The organism is Corallococcus caeni (genome assembly GCF_036245865.1).
Taxonomy (GTDB): domain Bacteria; phylum Myxococcota; class Myxococcia; order Myxococcales; family Myxococcaceae; genus Corallococcus; species Corallococcus caeni.
This window is the reverse complement of the sequence record NZ_BTTW01000012.1, coordinates 163,365-179,700: the sequence shown is the minus strand read 5'-3', so window position 1 is coordinate 179,700 and position 16,336 is coordinate 163,365. Positions and strand designations below refer to the sequence as shown.

General features: G+C 69.9%; 15 protein-coding genes. 7 read left to right on the top strand and 8 right to left on the bottom strand.

The genetic code is table 11. The features are described 5' to 3' along the window. Window positions 1–104: 104 nt before the first annotated feature. Window positions 105–383, bottom strand: a complete 279-nt coding sequence (locus AABA78_RS36085) for a glutaredoxin family protein (RefSeq protein WP_338270024.1) — start codon at window positions 381–383, stop codon at window positions 105–107. 21 nt (window positions 384–404) lie between these two features. Here AABA78_RS36085 and AABA78_RS36080 point away from each other — a divergent pair, with 21 nt between their 5' ends. Continuing rightward, a complete protein-coding gene (locus AABA78_RS36080; RefSeq protein WP_338270023.1) occupies window positions 405–1,601 on the top strand; it encodes a DUF4388 domain-containing protein in 1,197 nt (398 codons plus the stop codon). A gap of 8 nt (window positions 1,602–1,609) precedes the next feature. Here the strand turns inward: AABA78_RS36080 and AABA78_RS36075 are convergent, their stop codons facing one another. Beyond that, entirely contained in the window at window positions 1,610–3,145 is a 1,536-nt protein-coding gene (locus AABA78_RS36075) for a penicillin-binding transpeptidase domain-containing protein (protein WP_338270022.1), read from the bottom strand. 174 nt (window positions 3,146–3,319) lie between these two features. On the opposite strand from AABA78_RS36075, the gene AABA78_RS36070 reads away from it, so the two are divergent. Together AABA78_RS36070 and AABA78_RS36065 are read left to right on the top strand one after the other, a co-directional pair. Next, a complete protein-coding gene (locus tag AABA78_RS36070; protein ID WP_370469505.1) occupies window positions 3,320–4,183 on the top strand; it encodes an ABC transporter permease in 864 nt (287 codons plus the stop codon). Next, window positions 4,180–5,091 carry an ATP-binding cassette domain-containing protein gene (locus AABA78_RS36065; protein ID WP_171420631.1) on the top strand — a complete coding sequence of 304 codons (912 nt, stop codon included), beginning with the start codon at window positions 4,180–4,182 and terminating at the stop codon, window positions 5,089–5,091. Before AABA78_RS36070 ends, AABA78_RS36065 begins: the two co-directional genes overlap by 4 nt. Before the next feature lie 19 nt (window positions 5,092–5,110). Here AABA78_RS36065 and AABA78_RS36060 read toward each other — a convergent pair whose 3' ends face one another. Next, on the bottom strand, window positions 5,111–5,341 hold the full coding sequence (locus AABA78_RS36060; protein ID WP_120606216.1) for a sulfurtransferase TusA family protein: 231 nt from the start codon (window positions 5,339–5,341) through the stop codon (window positions 5,111–5,113). Between the two features lie 244 nt (window positions 5,342–5,585). Here AABA78_RS36060 and AABA78_RS36055 point away from each other — a divergent pair, with 244 nt between their 5' ends. After that, on the top strand, window positions 5,586–7,538 hold the full coding sequence (locus AABA78_RS36055; RefSeq protein ID WP_338270020.1) for a DsbA family protein: 1,953 nt from the start codon (window positions 5,586–5,588) through the stop codon (window positions 7,536–7,538). A gap of 96 nt (window positions 7,539–7,634) precedes the next feature. Here the strand turns inward: AABA78_RS36055 and AABA78_RS36050 are convergent, their stop codons facing one another. Together AABA78_RS36050 and AABA78_RS36045 are read right to left on the bottom strand one after the other, a co-directional pair. Next, window positions 7,635–8,021, bottom strand: a complete 387-nt coding sequence (locus AABA78_RS36050; RefSeq protein WP_120608341.1) for a RidA family protein — start codon at window positions 8,019–8,021, stop codon at window positions 7,635–7,637. A gap of 81 nt (window positions 8,022–8,102) precedes the next feature. Next, window positions 8,103–10,322 carry a RelA/SpoT family protein gene (locus AABA78_RS36045; RefSeq protein WP_338270019.1) on the bottom strand — a complete coding sequence of 740 codons (2,220 nt, stop codon included), beginning with the start codon at window positions 10,320–10,322 and terminating at the stop codon, window positions 8,103–8,105. A 162-nt stretch (window positions 10,323–10,484) separates the two neighbouring features. Here AABA78_RS36045 and AABA78_RS36040 point away from each other — a divergent pair, with 162 nt between their 5' ends. Continuing rightward, entirely contained in the window at window positions 10,485–11,669 is a 1,185-nt protein-coding gene (locus tag AABA78_RS36040) for an FHA domain-containing protein (RefSeq protein ID WP_338270018.1), read from the top strand. A gap of 71 nt (window positions 11,670–11,740) precedes the next feature. Here AABA78_RS36040 and AABA78_RS36035 read toward each other — a convergent pair whose 3' ends face one another. Next, complete coding sequence (locus AABA78_RS36035; RefSeq protein ID WP_338270017.1) at window positions 11,741–13,420, bottom strand: serine/threonine-protein kinase; 1,680 nt, start codon at window positions 13,418–13,420, stop codon at window positions 11,741–11,743. A 112-nt stretch (window positions 13,421–13,532) separates the two neighbouring features. Between AABA78_RS36035 and AABA78_RS36030 the strand changes: the two genes are divergently transcribed. Continuing rightward, window positions 13,533–14,300 (top strand): double zinc ribbon and FHA domain-containing protein, encoded by a 768-nt coding sequence (locus AABA78_RS36030; RefSeq protein ID WP_207050422.1) that lies wholly within the window; start codon window positions 13,533–13,535, stop codon window positions 14,298–14,300. 84 nt (window positions 14,301–14,384) lie between these two features. Here AABA78_RS36030 and AABA78_RS36025 read toward each other — a convergent pair whose 3' ends face one another. After that, window positions 14,385–14,747: a TraR/DksA family transcriptional regulator gene (locus AABA78_RS36025; RefSeq protein ID WP_120529590.1), complete on the bottom strand. Its 363-nt coding sequence runs from the start codon at window positions 14,745–14,747 to the stop codon at window positions 14,385–14,387. 125 nt (window positions 14,748–14,872) lie between these two features. Between AABA78_RS36025 and AABA78_RS36020 the strand changes: the two genes are divergently transcribed. After that, entirely contained in the window at window positions 14,873–15,754 is an 882-nt protein-coding gene (locus AABA78_RS36020; protein ID WP_120529591.1) for a DNA integrity scanning protein DisA nucleotide-binding domain protein, read from the top strand. A gap of 10 nt (window positions 15,755–15,764) precedes the next feature. Here the strand turns inward: AABA78_RS36020 and AABA78_RS36015 are convergent, their stop codons facing one another. Continuing rightward, window positions 15,765–16,334, bottom strand: coding sequence for a PspA/IM30 family protein (locus AABA78_RS36015; protein WP_171420983.1), 570 nt, complete (start codon window positions 16,332–16,334; stop codon window positions 15,765–15,767). Window positions 16,335–16,336: the final 2 nt, after the last annotated feature.

Sequence of the window (16,336 nt, the reverse complement as noted above, 5' to 3'; positions counted from 1 at the left end):
CCAGCATTTTCTGCCCCACCACCCCTCCCGCCCGCCCAGATTTACAGCCTCGTCACTTTTGCGCCCTTCGTATCCCCCCGGATTTCTTAGGGAAGGGCACTTCGTTACCCATCCTGGCCCACGGTTTTAGCAATGGGTATGCCATTCATCACCTCGCGGATCCGGGCTTCCAACGCCTCCGCGTCCACGCGGTGCTTGAAGGCAGGCACCCCATCAATGAGGACCACGGGGATGTCGTAACGCCAGGCCTCGAAGAGGTCCGGGCTCTGGAGGATGTCGGTGACGTAGAGCTCGAAGGGCAGCCGGGTCTGTACCTGCTCGACCACGGCGACGGCCTTCACGCAGAGGGAACACCCGGGTTTCGAGTAGATATCGACTCGCATGCGTTGCAGGATGGGCGCTCGATGCGCGGCGTGTGTGGTGATTTTTCGACGATGCCCCTCAAGGACCTGGTCGTCCACCTCGGGAATCGCCGGGCCACCGGCACCCTGAACGTGGAGCGGGGAGACGTGCGCAAGCAGCTCCTGCTGCGCGACGGCCACGTCATCACCGCCAGCTCCAACCAGCCGCGCGAGTACTTCGGTCAGTTCCTCATCAACCAGGGCCACCTGACGGAGGACCAGCTGGAGCGCGCGTTCGCCACGCAGGCGGAGACGCACATCCTGCTGGGGAAGATCCTGATCATGACGGGCACGGTGTCGGAGGCCACCGTGCGCACGGTGCTCTCCCACAAGTTCCGGGAGATGCTGCTGGACGCCTTCACCTGGGAGGAAGGCGGCTTCGACTTCCGCGCCACGGACGCCGCGCCGGAGCTGGAGGGCCTGGACGTCAGCGTGGACCTGCTGGACGTGAGCCGCGAGGGCGAGTTCCGCGAGACGGCGTGGCAGGCCATCCGCGCGGTGTTCCCCTCCGGCCGCGTGCGCCTGGAGGTGGACGAGCGCAAGCTGACGGACCGCAAGGCCGGCAGCATGGACGAGCGCATCGTGCAGCTGGCGAAGGACGGCCTGAGCATCGACGGCATCGCGCTGGCGCTGCACGCCACGGACTTCTTCCTCTACCAGCGGCTGTACGCGCTCTACCGGCAGGACGCGCTGCGCGTGTCGGACGAGGCGCCCCTGCCCGCCCCGGAGCCCGGCTCGCACACCGTCGTCGTGGTGGAGGACGATGACGACGACGACCTGAATGCGGGCGGCGTCATCGGCTCCGAGTCCTCCTCCGACGAGGTGCTCCAGGCCGCACAGCTCTTCCTGGACGCGGGCAACCTGCGCGACGGCGAGGCGCTGGCCCGGCGCGCGCATGAGATTGCCCCCACCGAGCACACAGCGAAGCTGCTGCGCGACGCGGAGGGCAGGCTGCTCACGGAGCTGCGCAAGGCGCTGATGGAGCCGTCGCGGGTGCCGGCGCTGATGGTGACGCCCGCGCACCTGAAGACGCTGCCCCTCACGTCACCAGAGCGCTACCTGCTGTCGCGCATCGACGGACGGCGGGACGTGGCGGCCATCGTGCACGTGTCGCCGCTCCAGGAGCTGGAGGCGCTGAAGTTCTTCCAGGGCTTCGTGGACACGGAGCTGGTGAAGCTCACCCCGCGTCCGCTGTCCTGACGGCCGCCTCAGTGCTTGCCGGCGGCGCCCGCGGGGGCCGTCACTTCCACCGGCGCGGGGATGCGCTCCAGCGCCAGGCGCAGGGCCTCGCGGCCCAGGTAGGAGCCGCGGATGCGCCACTTCGGGTCGTTCACGATGAGCGCGGCCACGGCCACGCGCGGGTGGTCCTTGGGAGCGAAGCCGACGAACCACGAGTAGTCGCGGAAGGGCTCGCGGTCCGCGAGCGTGCCCGTCTTCCCCACGGCGTCCTTCACCTGGAAGCCGCGCTCGCGGAAGACGCCGCGCGCGGTGCCGTGGGTGACGGTCTCCTCCAGCATCTTCGTGAGCCCGTGCGCGGCGGTGGGCGTGAGCACGGGCTCCGGCTCCGGCAGCGGCATGAAGGGCTCCGGCTCCACCAGCACCGGGTCGACCCAGCGGCCCTCGTTGGCGGCCATCGCGGCCAGGAGCGCGCCGTGCAGCGGGGACAGGTACACGTCACCGAAGCCCGCGCCGGTGTTGGCGAGCGCGAAGCCGTCCTCCGGGATGTACGCGAGCGACACGTCCAGCGGCTGGGCGAAGGGGATCTCGCGGTTGAAGCGCAGGCGCGCCGCCATGCGCTTGAGTGCGTCCGCGCTCAGGTGCTTGCTGGTCATCTTGGCGAAGATGACGTTGGCGCTCTTGCCCATGGCCAGCGCAAGCGAATAGCAGGCGCCGTCGCGCTCGGTGTCCTCGAGCTGCCGCTCGTTCAGCCGGCGCTTGCCGCCGTGGAAGCACGCCTCGGTCTCGGGGGATACGCCGGCCTCCATGAGCGCGCTGCCGGTGACGATCTTGAAGATGCTCGCGGCGGGGTACACCGCGCGGACGGCCAGCCCGCGCAGCTCCGGCTTCGCCTCCGAGTGCTCCGCCATCGCGAGGACGCGGCCCGTGGAGGGCTCCAGCACCACCGCGGCGCCGTAGGGCACCTGGTAGTTCTGCATGATCTTCGTGAGGGACGCCTGGAGGCCGGGGTCGATGGTGAGCACCTGATCCGGCGCGCTCTTGCCGCCCTTCACCACCAGCTTGTTGCCCTCCAGCTTCGCGCGGGCCACCAGGTCCTGCGCGCGGGGCAGCCCCTGGAGCTTGCTGAACGGCGGCGCCTTCTCCCGCGAGGGCACCGGCATCGGGGGCACCATTCCGGGCTCCAGCGCGGCCGCGTCCTTCGCGGCCAGCGCTTCCGCCAGCGCGCGGGCATCCACCGGGCGCGTGTCCGTGGCCTCCTGGGCCACCACGACGTCGGGGGCGGTCCCGGAATCCGGGGCGACCGGAGCCTGCGCGACGCTCGCGGTCCCTGAGTCCGGAGTACCCGCCTGGGCGCGCTGCTCGGCCTCCACCTTCTCCACCAGCGCGCGGGCGCCCGAGGGGCCCGCGTCCGTTCCCAGCGCGCTCACGGCCCGCGCCAGCGTCTGGGCGTCCGTCGAGGCGGCGGGTGACGGCGCGGGGTTCGCGTCCGTCCTGGGCGCGGAGGCACCCAGGAGGAGCGTGAGGGGGAACAGCGGCAGGGCTGCGAGCAGGCGGCGCTTCGTCATGCTTCGGGGCTCTCCTTGGGGGGCAGGGAGCAGACCGCCGGGATCCTAGTCGCTGAGGGCGCGCTGTCCACGGCTTGCCTCCTCGACTGCTGCCTTCGTCAGGGAGAAACCTGGGAAGGTGACCGGAGGTCCAGTAGGGTCCTGTGCACCTTGGACGGACTCAAAGAGACATTGGTGATCTGGGCAGCGGAGCTGCGCCGGGCCGTGAGAAGCGGCCGGGCCATCGTGCTGCTCGGGCTCTACAGCATGTTCTCCGCGCTGGTGCTGCTGGTGGTGGGCTTCGTCACCCGGGAGCTGCAGGCCCAGGTGAACGCGAAGCTCGCTGAGTCCGGCGGGGACGCGGAGATGGCCACGCAGGCCGCGGAGCAGCTGCACCAGGGCGTGCTGGGCTTCCTCGCCAGCAACGACGCCGCGATGATGGAGGCGCTGGCGAAGGTGCCCATCGTGGTGCTCATCGTCTTCAAGATCACCCTCTTCTTCCTGCCCGCCTACATCGCGCTGATGGGCTTCGACCAGGTGAGCGGCGAGGTGGGCCCGCGCTCCATGCGCTACCTCACGGTGCGCGCGCGCCGCTCGTCGGTGCTCCTGGGCAAGTTCCTCTCCCAGGCCACGCTGCTGGTGGGGCTGGTGCTGATCATCGACCTGGCCATCTTCGTCTACGCGCGCATCATCAACGACGACTTCGCCTTCGGGGTGCTGGTGCTCAACCTCCTGAAGTTCTGGAGCGCCACCATCGTCTTCTCGCTGGCCTACGTGGCCCTCACCACCCTGTGCTCCAGCCTCTTCCGCAGCCCGGCGGTGAGCCTCGTCTTCAACTTCATCCTGCTCTTCGTCTTCTGGCTGATGGACTCCGTGGGGCGCGCGGTGGGCGAGGAGAACCTGCTGCGCTTCCTGCGCTACCTGTCCCCGTCCTACTACTCGACCAACCTGCTGCACCCGAGGCTCGCCGAGTTCGCCGTCAGCGGCGCGGCCTACGCCGCCTTCGCGGCCGTCTTCCTCTTCGGCGCCTACGGCGTCCTGCGCGCGAGGGACCTGTGAGCGACCTGGCCATCCAGCTGTCCAACGTCTCCAAGCGCTTTGGCCCCAAGGTCGCCGTCAACGCGGTCAGCCTCCAGGTCCAGAAGGGCGACGTCTTCGGCCTCATCGGGCCCAACGGCGCCGGCAAGACGACCACCTTCTCCATGATGTGCGGCTACCTCTACCCGTCGGAGGGCTCGCTCCAGGTGATGGGCGTGTCGCCCACCGCGCCCGGCGCCCTCAAGGGCCGCGTGGGCGCGCTGCCCCAGGACGCGGTGCTGCCCCCGGGCTGGGAGGTGGGCGCGCTGCTCATGTACTGGGCCCGCCTGTCGGACCTGCCCCAGCCGGAGCACGAGGCCCGCGGCGCCCTGGAGAAGGTGGGCCTGATGGAGGCCTGGAAGGTCCAGACGCAGGCGCTCAGCCACGGCATGGCCAAGCGCGCCGCCATGGCCCAGGCCCTGATGGGCCGCCCGCCCCTCGTCCTCCTGGACGAACCCACCGCCGGCCTGGATCCGCGCATCGCCGCGCAGGTGCGCCAGGTCATCAAGGACATGAAGGGCACACAGACGGTGGTCGTCTCCAGCCACAACCTCCAGGAGCTGGAGGAGCTGTGCGACGCCGCCGCCATCCTCGACAAGGGCTCGCTCGCGCAGGCGGGCACCATGTCCGAGCTCACCGGCCAGGGCGCCGAGTTCCGCGTCCAGATTGCCCGGGGCGACGTCATCATCCCGGAGATCACCTCCATGCCCGGCGTCACCGACGCGCGCATGGAGGGCCCGGACGTGCTGCGCGTGCGCTTCGACGGACAGGCCCACAAGGCGGAGGAGGTCATCAGCCGCACCGTCGGCCACCTCCTCCAGCACCAGGTCCTCATCCTCGGCGTCAGCCGCGGCCGCCGTCTGGAGGACCGCGTCCTTCAGCTGCTGTAGGCCCGCGCCCCACGGACGCTCACCCCGCCTTGCGCACCCAGCCCACATAGTGGGCGCCGCGGCGCTCCATGCGGACGAGCTCGTTGCCCGTCGCGTCGCACCACGCGGGCAGGTCCGCCTCCAGCCCGCGGTCGGTGGAGAGCAGCTCCACCAGCGTCCCGGGCGCAAGGCGGCGCATCGCCTTGGCGATCTCCAGGATGGGCACGGGGCAGAGGGCCCCGGACGTATCCACGCGCACACCGGCTTCCATGGCCGCGCATCCTGTCACGAAACCCTGACCGCCAAAGTGGCACGATGCGCGCCGTGAGAGGGAATTTTGGTCCTCCCAGCGTCGTTGTCCGCCCCTTCGAGGCCTCTGGATTCGTGGCGGACGCAGGCGGTCATCGCGGCTTGCGTGTCTGGAATTCCCTCTGTTAAGTACCCCGCCCTTTCCCTACCCAGACACCCGCTTGGGGCCCGGAGTCGGACCTATGGCGCAGGAGCATTCCCAACCCATGAAGCCCAATGTCATCGTGGCCTTGCTGGTCGGCCTGGTGCTCGGGTTCGTTGGCGGCCGTGCCGCCAGCGGCTCGAAAGCCACCCCCGGCAACACGCCCACTGTCGCGCAGGCGGCCAACAAGCCCGCGCGCGCCGTGGACCCCACCGTCTTCAAGGTGCCCGTGGATGGCGCCCCCTCCAAGGGCAGCGTCAACGCGCTCGTCACCCTGGTGGAGTTCAGCGACTACGAGTGCCCGTTCTGCAGCCGCGCGAACACCACCGTCGAGCAGCTCCAGAAGGACTACGGCAGCAAGCTGCGCGTGGTGATGCGCCAGAACCCGCTGTCCTTCCACCCGCACGCCAGGCCCGCGGCCCTCGCGGCGCTCGCGGCCGGTGAGCAGGGCAAGTACTGGGACATGCACAGCCTCCTCTTCGCCAACAACAAGAAGCTGGATGGGGAGAGCCTGGAGGGCTACGCCAAGCAGATCGGCCTGGACGTGGCGAAGTGGAAGGCGGACATGGCGGACTCCCGCCTGGGTGCCGCCATCGACAAGGATGCGGCCCTGGCCCAGCAGCTGGGCGCCAGCGGCACGCCGGCCTTCTTCATCAACGGCCGCTTCCTCTCCGGCGCGCAGCCCATCGACAACTTCAAGGCCCTCATCGACGAGGAGCTCTCCAAGGCCGAGGGCCTGGTGAAGAGCGGCGTCGCCCCGTCGCAGGTGTACGCGCGCACCATCGAGAAGGGCCTCGAGCGCGCCCCGGCCCGCGGCCAGCAGCAGGCGGAGCCCCCCGCCGCCGCGAAGAAGGTGGACGTCCCCGCGGACTCCCCCGTCGTCGGCCCGGCCACCGCGAAGGTGACCATCGTCGAGTGGTCCGACTTCGAGTGCCCGTTCTGCAGCCGCGCCGTCCCCACCATCAACAAGATCAAGGAGACCTACGGCAAGGACGTGCGCGTGGTGTTCCGCCACCAGCCGCTGCCCATGCACTCGCACGCGAAGCTCGCCGCGCAGGCCTCCATGGCCGCCCACGAGCAGGGCAAGTTCTGGGAGATGCACGACAAGCTCTTCGCCAACCAGCGCGCCCTGGAGCGCGGTGACCTGGAGAAGTACGCCCAGGAGATCGGCCTGGACGTGAACAAGTTCAAGGCCGCCCTGGACTCCAACAAGTTCTCCGCGAAGATCGACGCGGACTCCGCCGCGGGCATGGCGGTGGGCGCCAACGGCACGCCGGCCTTCTTCATCAACGGCCGCTTCCTCTCCGGCGCGCAGCCCTTCGAGGCCTTCAAGCCCCTCATCGACCAGGAGATCGCCAAGGCCGACAAGGCGCTCGCGGCCGGCACCAAGGCGGAGGACCTCTACGCCAAGCTGAACCAGGACAACGTCAACGCCGCTCCGGCCGCCCCCGCGGCGCCCGCCGAGCCGGAGGTGCAGAAGGTGGAAGTCGGCAACGCCCCGGTCCGCGGTCCGAAGAACGCGCCCGTGACCATCGTCGCCTGGTCCGACTTCGAGTGCCCCTTCTGCGGCCGCGCCGTGCCGACCATCGAGCAGGTGGAGAAGGAGTACAAGGGCAAGGTCAAGTTCGCCTTCAAGCACCAGCCCCTGCCCTTCCACCAGCACGCGAAGGCCGCCGCGCAGGCCTCCATGGCCGCGAACGAGCAGGGCAAGTTCTGGGAGATGCACGACAAGCTCTTCGCCAACCAGCGCGCGCTGGACCGCGAGAGCCTGGACAAGTACGCCCGGGAGCTGAAGCTGGACATGAACAAGTTCACGGTCGCCATGGACTCGGGCAAGTTCGACAAGCAGATCGAGGCGGACATGGCGGACGGTGCCTCCAAGGGCGCCAACGGCACGCCCACCTTCTTCATCAACGGCCGCACGCTGGTGGGTGCGCAGCCCTTCGATGCCTTCAAGCGCGTCATCGACGAGGAGCTGAAGAAGGCCGGCGTCGTGATGGCGGCGGAAGCGAAGTAGCCCTCCCCCGCTCCTGAAGCACACAAGGCCGTCGGCTCCCTGCGCGGGAACCGACGGCCTTCGTGTTTCCAGCGGTGCGTGGGTCCGTCGTCCGCGTCAGGACACCGCGATGGCGTCGATCTCCACCTTGGAGCCGCGCGGCAGCGCGGACACCTGCACGGTGGCGCGGGCCGGCGGGGAGCCGGTGAAGGCGCGGCCGTACACCTCGTTCACCTTGGCGAAGTCACCCAGGTCGGTGAGGAAGATGGTGCAGCGCACGACGTGGGAGAAGTCCAGGCCGCTGGCGGCGAGCACGGCCTTCAGGTTCTTCATCACCTGCTCGGCCTGCGCGACGACGTCACCGGGGACGAGCTCCATCGTCTTCGGGTCCAGGGGAATCTGGCCGGACAGGAACGTCATCTTCCCGGCGTCCACCTGCACGGCCTGGGAGTAGGGGCCAATCGCCTTGGGGGCGTCGTCCGAGTGGATTGCCTTGCGCGCCATGCAGCACACCTCGCGTTGAGGCGGCCCCGTCCAGGAGGACGGGGGCCGCGGGTCCGCCGCGCGCTGTAGCACAGGACCGGGCTAGATTCGCTCGACCGAGTAGACGCCCGTCAACCGCTCGATGGAGCGCATCAGGTCCGTCAGCTGCTTGAGGTCGGAGATGGTGACCTCGAAGGTGTTCACCGCCCGGTCGTCGCCGGTGGCCCGGCAGTTCGCCTGGGAGATGTTGACGCTCTTCTTGGAGAACGTGTTGGTGATGTCCGCCAGCAGGCCCGGCCGGTCGGCCGTCAGCACGCGCAGCGTGACGGGCCGCTTGAAGTCGCCCTTCACGTCCCAGGACACGTCCACGCGCCGCTCGGGGTCCGTGGCCAGGGCCTTCTCACACCCCACCGTGTGCACCGTCACGCCCCGCCCCCGGGTGATGAACCCCGCGATGGGGTCCCCGGGAACGGGGTTGCAACAGCGCCCGAAGCGCACCAGCACGTCGTCCACGCCGCCAATCTGGACGCCGCTGCGGCTGTTGCGCCCCACCAGCCGCTTGGCCAGGTCCGTCATGCGCGACAGGCCCGGCAGCATGGAGGCGTTGTTCCCCGCGCCGCTGCCCGGCCCGTTGCCGTCCGAGGGGCGCGGGGGCGGCTCCGCCTGCGCCAGCTTCTCCTGCGGCACGATGCGCTGCACCAGCTGCTGCGGCGTCACCTTGCCGTAGCCGATGGCGACCAGCAGGTCGTCCTCGACGCGGAAGCCCAGCTCCTCGGCGACCTTCTTGAGCTCGCCGGACTTCATCTGCTTGTTGAAGTTGAGCTGGAAGCGCTTGAACTCGCGCTCCACCAGCTCGCGGCCCAGCTGCAGGCTCTTGTCGCGCTGCTGCTGCTTGATGAAGCCGCGGATGCGCTGCTGCGCGCGGCTCGTCTTGACGAAGGTGAGCCAGTCCTTGGACGGGTGCGCCTGAGGGCTGGTGAGCACCTCCACCGTGTCGCCGTTCTTCAGCTTGTAGCGCAGGGGAACAATCTTGCCGTTCACCTTGGCGCCCACGCACCGGCCGCCCACGTCGGAGTGGATGGCGTACGCGAAGTCCACCGGCGTCGCGCCGCGCGGCAGGCTGCGCACGTCGCCCTTGGGCGTGAAGACGAAGACCTCGTCGGTGAAGAGGTCCACCTTCACCGTCTCCAGGAACTCCTTGGGGTCCTTGAGGTCCTGCTGCCACTCCATCAGCTGGCGCAGCCAGGCGAACTTCTCGTCGTCCTTGGAGATGGGCGCGCGGCCTTCCTTGTAGGCCCAGTGCGCCGCGATGCCCTCCTCGGCGATCTTGTGCATCTCCGCGGTGCGGATCTGCACCTCCACGCGCTCGCTCAACGGCCCAATCACCGTGGTGTGCAGGGACTGGTACATGTTGGGCTTCGGGATGGCGATGAAGTCCTTGAAGCGCCCGGGCACCGGCTTCCACATCTGGTGCACCATGCCCAGCGCCTCGTAGCAGGCGGGCACGGACGGCGCGATGATGCGGAACGCGATGATGTCGTGGATCTGATCGAAGTCGATGCCCTGCGACTTGATCTTCTTCCAGATGCTGTAGACGTGCTTGAAGCGCCCGCTGACGTCGCCCTTGAGGCCGCGCTCCTGGAGCTTGGCGCGCATCAGGTCGCAGGTGTCCTCGATGTACGCCTCGCGCTCCTTCTTGCGCTTGTTGAGCTGCTCCTCCAGCGCGAAGAACTCCTGGGGCTTCACGTAGCGGAAGGACAGGTCCTCCAGCTCCGTCTTGATCCAGGAGATGCCCAGGCGGTTGGCCAGGGGCGCGTAGATGTCCAGCGTCTCCTGTCCGATGCGGGCCTGCTTCTCCTCGGACATGTGATCCAACGTCCGCATGTTGTGCGTGCGGTCCGCCAGCTTCACGAGGATGACGCGGATGTCCTGCGCCATCGCGATGATCATCTTGCGGAAGTTCTCCGCCTGCTTCTCCTCCTGGGAGAGCGTCGCGGACGCGGAGAACTTGGACAGCTTCGTCACGCCGTCCACCAGCTGGGCGACCTCCGGACCGAACAGCTCCGTGAGCTCCTCCGCGGTGGCGAGCGTGTCCTCGATGGTGTCGTGGAGCAGGCCGGTGACGATGGACGCCTCGTCCAGCTTCAGCTCCGCCAGGATGCCCGCCACCTCCAGGGGGTGAATCAGGTAGGGCTCTCCGGACTTGCGGAGCTGCCCCTGATGGACCTTGGCCGAGTAGACGTACGCCTTCTTGATGATGTCCAGGTCGGGGTCCGGGTGGTACGACGCAACCCGCTGCAGGATGTCGTTCAGGCGAATCATCGAGGCGGTGGCAATCGTAACTGCCTCAAACAGCAGGGGCAACGTTACCCTGGAACATCGCGTGCCCCGCCGGGTCCTGGATGGAGCCCGGGCGCCTTGGACACGGGTCCGAGGCTTTCATTGACCCGGCGTTTCACGCCCCCCTAGATTGGCCCACTGCCCATGTCTCAGCTTCTGTTGTCCGCGCTCCCGGTGGTCTGCCCGAATTGTGACGGCTACAACCCGCCACGCTCGGCCACCTGCGTGCTGTGCGGCCAGGCGCTGGAAGAGGCCGCCGCGGCCCCCCGCCCGGTGGCCGCGCCCCCTGCCCGGCCGGCGACGCCGCCCCCGGCCGCGGGCCCCGGCCGTCCCGCCGCCGTCGCCAGCTTCACGCGGCCTGGCGAGGTGCTCGCCCCGCCCGCGCCGCCCCTGCATCCCAGCGCGGTACCGCCCGGGCTCAAGCCCTCCGCGCGCACCCCGCCGCCCACCGCCGCCCAGGGGCTGATGGTGGAGGCCCGCCGGGCCGCGCAGCCCGCGGGAACCCCGCCGCCCCCGCCGCGAGCAGGCTACGGGCCTGCCCTTCCGCCCGCGAACACCCGTCCGCCTCCCCCGGTGCCGGACAGCGCGCTGCCCCCTCGGGGCGGCACGGGGGCCACGGCCCCGGTCCCGGGTGGCACGCCCCCCACGCCCACGGGCGCCACGGCGAGGCCCGCGCCGGTGGCGTCGCGCTTCGGGCTGGCGGTGATCGCCGGGACGACGCGCGGCCAGCGCTACAAGCTGCCAGTGACCGGCTGCGTGGTGGGCCGCCAGCGCGGCGCCATCCTCTTCCCGGACGACGTCTTCGTGTCGCCGCTGCACGCGACCTTCCTGGTGAAGGACGGCGCCCTCTTCGTGCGTGACGAGTCCAGCGCGTCGGGCGTCTACGTCACCTTCGCCGGCACGGAGCCCCTGGCGCCGCGCGCCCTCTTCAGCGCCGGCCAGCGGCTGTTCCGCTTCACCGGCCGCGTGGAGGCCCCTCCGCCCGTCCCCGGCCGCCCCAACCCCTACGGCTCGCCGGTGCCGCTCGGCCAGGCGCTGTACGGCGTGGAAGAGGTGCACATGGGTGGTAGGGCGGGCCGCGCGGTGGTGACGGCCGCGGCGCTGCTCACCATCGGACAGGCGCACTGCGACCTGGCGTACCCGAATGACGAGGGGCTCGCCGGCCGCCACTGCGAGCTGAGCCCCACCGCGACGGGCGCGATGCTGCGCGACCTGTCCGGCGGCCTGGGCACCTTCGTGCGCATCCCGCCCGCGACGGAGCGGCCCCTGCGTCCGGGCGACCGCGTCCGCCTGGGCCAGCACGTCATGCAGGTGGAGACGCTGGGCTGACGGGCAGGAGGCCCGGACCCACCGGGCCGGGCCTGATTCCAGCGGTTCCGCGCCGGGCGCTGGAGCTGCCTTCAGGGCGCCGAGGGACGCGCCACCGGGCTGCCCAGCCGGACCTCGATGTACGCACGCGCGCGCGAGTCGGGCATGTCGGTCAGGTGGCGCACCCACCAGCCGCGGGCCTCGTCGGTGTTGTCGCGCTGCCAGTACAGCTCGCCCAGCTTGAGGGCCAGCTCCGCTTCCGGGTTGAAGTTGAAGGCTTCCTTGTAGCTGGAGGTCGCGCGGCCCAGCTCCCCGGCCAGCACGTCGCGGTCCCCGTCCTGCGTCAGCTTGCGCGCCTTGTCCACGTTGCGCGCGTTGCTGGGGATCTGCCGCAGGTAGTCCGGCTGATCCGAGCCCGACGTGAGCAGCCGGGGCGCGTTGGGGGGGGCCACGTACTGGTTCCCCTCGGAGCCGCTGCCCGCGCCGATGCCGAAGTAGTAGACGAAGAAGCCCACCGCCCCCAGCACCAGCACCGTGGTGAGCGCCTTGAAGAAGAGGATGATGCCGTCGCCGCCACTGGAGGCGGGTGCGACCACGGAGGTGCGGGTGCCCTCGGGCGCGAGCGTGGCCTCCTCGGAGACCGGGGTGCGCGAGTTGGGCAGGCCCTGCACGGTGGCCTCCACCGTCACGTCGTTCCAGCCCGTGTTGTTGCGCGCGGCGTTGTGCGCCGCCTGCGACCTGCGAGGGATGGGGGCCAGCACGCCGGAGGCCTGGGGACGGCGTCCGCCGGTGTCGCTGGCACCGCTGGCCCCGCCGCGGCGGCGCTCCTTGTCGACGGAGAGCAGCTCCGTCTTGAAGGCCGCGGCGTTGGCCGGCCGGTCATCCGGGTCCTTGGACAGGACGCGGAGGATCAGCCGCTCCATGCCCGGGGAGATGCGCGCGTCCGGCCGGCGGCGCGTGGGCGGGGGCGGCTCCTCGGTGAGGTGCTTGGTGGCGAAGCCCACCGCCGAATCGGACTCGAAGGGCAGCAGGCCCGTCATCAGCTGGTAGAGGATGACGCCCACCGCGTACAGGTCCGAGCGGTGGTCCAGCACCGCGCCCCGCGCCTGCTCCGGGGACATGTACTCGGGGGTGCCGCACACGAAGCCCGCGCGGGTGAGGGCCGGGCCCTCGTCCTGCGAGTCGGTGATCTTCGCGATGCCGAAGTCCAGCACCTTCACGAAGTCCGGCTCGTTGCGGCGCTGCTCCACCATGATGTTCTCGGGCTTGAGGTCCCGGTGGATGACGCCCGCGCCGTGCGCGTCCGACAGCGCGCTGAGGATTTGCAGGACGATGCGCACCACGCGCGCCTCGCCCAGCGGCCACTCGCGGCTGAGGAGCTGATGCAGGTCCTGACCGGCCACGTACTCCATCGCGATGAAGAGCGCGCCGTCGTCGGCCTGGCCGAAGTCCAGCACGCTGATGGAGTTGGGGTGGTTGAGGCGGCTGGCGGCCTTGGCCTCGCGCTGGAAGCGCGCGACGGTGCGCTCGTCCGACAAGAGCGTGTGGCGCAGCACCTTCAGCACCACCACCTTGTCCAGCGCGAGCTGACGGGCGCGGTACACCTTGCCCATGCCGCCTTCGCCGATGAGGGCCTCCACCCGGTACTTGGAGGCAATCGTCTTGCCCACGTATTCGTCGCCGCCCTCCGCCGAGCGCAGGAGCGTCGCGCCGCAGGCGGGGCAGTAGCGGGAAGAGTCTTCGGCGTCAGCGCCGCAGGAAGGGCAGTACACGTCAGCGTCCAGTCAGTGGGGCCGGGACTTCACCATGCCCCTCGGGTGGGGAGCAAGCCGTGCGCTTCTCGGGCCCCCAACGCGGCGCGGGCCTGCTAGAAGGGAAACTCCCATGGACGCCGTGGAATATTGCCCCCGCTGTGACACCGAGAATTCCCGGGATGCCACTGTGTGCCGAGCCTGTGGTTCGGCGCTGCGCTCCGGGACGATGGTGATGGCCGTGGCGCACGTCTCGTCGCGCCCGCAGGTGTCCATCCGCGTGGTGCGGGCGGACGGCGGCCCCGAGTCGCTCGTGCGCATGCAGCGCGACACCCTCACCTGCGGCCAGCAGGCGGACATCGCGCTCAACGACGACCCCTTCATCATGCCCGTGCAGGCGCGCTTCTTCTTCTCCGGCGCGAGGCTCGCCATCGAGGACGTGGGCGGCGCCAACGGCGTCTTCGTGCGCCTGCGCAACGAGCGCGAGCTGCCCGCCGGCGGAGAGCTGCGCCTGGGCCGGCAGCGCCTGGTGCTGGAGCCCATCCCCGCCGCGGCGCTGGGGCCCGGCGGCACGCAGGTGTGGGGCTCGCCGGATCCGGGCTACCGGCTGCGGCTCATCCAGCTCCTGGAGGGTGGCCTGCGCGGCGCGGCCTACCCGCTCAAGGACGGCGACAACCTGCTGGGTCGTGAGCAGGGCGACATCGCCTTCCCCACGGACGGCTTCGTGTCCGGGCGGCACGCGCTCTTGCAGGTGCGGGGGGACCGGCTGATGGTGCGCGACGTGGGCTCGTCCAACGGCACGTTCATCCGCCTGGCGGGGCCGACCTTCGTCGACAACGGCGACCACTTCCTCATCGGCCGTCAGCTGCTGCGGGTGGAGATCCAGCCCGCGGCGGCCTGAAGCGACTTCGCGACTTCACTTCGCGGCAGGAGACGTGGACCGCACGGGCCGTGGAGCACCGTGCGGTCCAGGGAAGCCAGGGCCTCAGCCGTAGGACTTCTCCTTCTTCTCCTGCTCTTCCTTGCAGCGGATGCAGAGCGTCGTCACCGGACGCGCATCCAGACGCTTGGGGGAGATGTCCTCCTCGCAGCGCTCGCAGATGCCGAAGGTGCCGTCCTCCACGCGCTTGAGCGCGGCGTCGATCTTCTGCAGGAGGAACTTCTCCCGGTCGCGCAGACGGAAGACCATGGACTGGGTGTACTCGGAGGCGGCCTGGTCGATTTCGTCAGGCAGGTCGTCCGTGTCGAAGGACGATTCCTCCACCAGGGTCTTCTTCGCGCTTTCGAGCAGGCTCGCTTTGCTGTCCTCGAGCATCTTCTTGTAACGCTTGAGATCTTTCTGGTTCACAGCCTGCGGCTCCGTTGGACGGGTAGAGGGGGCCTGACCCCGAAAAAAAGGGCCCGAAAGCTTTATTCATGCAGCAGCCAGTGTCAAGCTGACCTGCTTCAAAACGTGGGTGCACGAGGGGCGCCTTGAGCGACAACACGAAGTTCGATCGGGAATTCTTGCGCTCGGCGCTTTCCCTGGCCGCCAAGAGCGAGGTCGACCACTTCCTCTACATCAGCGACACGCCGATTCCGCCGGAGGACCTCCGGGGTAAGCCCGCGCGCAAGAAGCTGGTGTACGCGGTGACGCTGGACAAGCTGGCGCAGGAGCACCAGCACAAGAAGTTCCGCGCGCTCGTCATCCCCGCGTACGACTACTCGCGCACGGAGCGGGTGAAGGTGGCGCTCGTGTCCGCGCTGTCGCAGGGGGCGTTCAAGGAAGGCGACCTCGTGCTCTGCATGACGGGCAAGGTGGGCCGCGCGCCGGACACGCTGATGCAGATGCGCATCGGCGGGTCGCTGGACGACCGGCTGGCCATCGAGGGCGTGAAGCTGGGCGAGGAGTTCAACTCGCAGGTGGTGGACGCGCTCATCCAGCTGGCGCTCCAGATTGGCCAGGAGGGCTTCGAGGGCCACCCCATCGGGACCATCATCACGATTGGCGACCACACGGCCGTGCTGGAGAAGAGCCGGCAGCTCACCATCAACCCGTTCCAGGGCCTGTCGGAGTCCGAGCGCAACGTGCTCGACCCGAAGATCCGCGACGCCATCAAGAACTTCTCCGTGCTGGACGGCGCGTTCGTCATCCGCGAGGACGGCGTGGTGCTCTCCGCGGGCCGCTACCTGTCCGCCAACGACGACACGGTGAAGATCCCCCTGGGCCTGGGCGCGCGCCACGCGGCCGCCGCGGGCATCACCTCCACCACCCACTGCATCGCGCTCGTCGTGAGCCAGACGTCCGGCGCGGTGCGGCTGCTCAAGGGCGGCAACATCGTGCTGGAGCTGCACCAGACGGCGCGGCGCAACTAGGCACCCTCCCCTACTTCGCGCGCTCGGGCGTCGCGGGGGGGCGGTGCTCCTCGCGGTAGATGTCCGCCAGGGCGTGCGCCTTCTCCACCTCGTCGCGCGCGGCCTCCAGCGCCATCACCCGGTCGAAGCGCTCCACCTGTTCGCGCAGCGCCTCGGTGACGACGCCGCCCGCGGCCATCCGCGCGGAGGCGCTCTCGCGTTCGATGCGCAGGTCCGCCACGCGCTCGCCCAGCTCGCTGGCCGCGCCGAGCAGCAGCTCCGAGTCCCGCTCCGCCCTCCGCAGCGACTCGCGCGTGGACTCCAGCAGGCGCTCGGTCTGCACGCGGTCGCGCTCCAGCACGCCCACGCCCTTCGCGTCGCCCCGGTCATGCGCCGTCTGGCGCCGCCCGGCGATGTCGCCCAGGCGGGCCGTGTAGCGCGTCACGCCGCGGGAGAGCTCGCCCTTGAGCGCCAGCAGCGTGGCGGCGGACTTGCGCACCTCGGCTGCCTGGCGCTCCAGGTCCTCGATGAGCCGGTCGAACGTGGCCAGCGGGTCCACGGGCGCCGGAGGCGTCTTCTTGCGTTTGAGGAAGCCGAACATGG

Coding starts and splice junctions, on each gene's coding strand:
- AABA78_RS36085 (WP_338270024.1), bottom strand. CDS start 383: ATGCGAGTCGATATCTACTCGAAACCCGGGTGTTCCCTCTGCGTGAAG.
- AABA78_RS36080 (WP_338270023.1), top strand. CDS start 405: ATGCGCGGCGTGTGTGGTGATTTTTCGACGATGCCCCTCAAGGACCTG.
- AABA78_RS36075 (WP_338270022.1), bottom strand. CDS start 3,145: ATGACGAAGCGCCGCCTGCTCGCAGCCCTGCCGCTGTTCCCCCTCACG.
- AABA78_RS36060 (WP_120606216.1), bottom strand. CDS start 5,341: ATGGAAGCCGGTGTGCGCGTGGATACGTCCGGGGCCCTCTGCCCCGTG.
- AABA78_RS36055 (WP_338270020.1), top strand. CDS start 5,586: ATGAAGCCCAATGTCATCGTGGCCTTGCTGGTCGGCCTGGTGCTCGGG.
- AABA78_RS36050 (WP_120608341.1), bottom strand. CDS start 8,021: ATGGCGCGCAAGGCAATCCACTCGGACGACGCCCCCAAGGCGATTGGC.
- AABA78_RS36045 (WP_338270019.1), bottom strand. CDS start 10,322: ATGATTCGCCTGAACGACATCCTGCAGCGGGTTGCGTCGTACCACCCG.
- AABA78_RS36040 (WP_338270018.1), top strand. CDS start 10,485: ATGTCTCAGCTTCTGTTGTCCGCGCTCCCGGTGGTCTGCCCGAATTGT.
- AABA78_RS36030 (WP_207050422.1), top strand. CDS start 13,533: ATGGACGCCGTGGAATATTGCCCCCGCTGTGACACCGAGAATTCCCGG.
- AABA78_RS36015 (WP_171420983.1), bottom strand. CDS start 16,334: ATGTTCGGCTTCCTCAAACGCAAGAAGACGCCTCCGGCGCCCGTGGAC.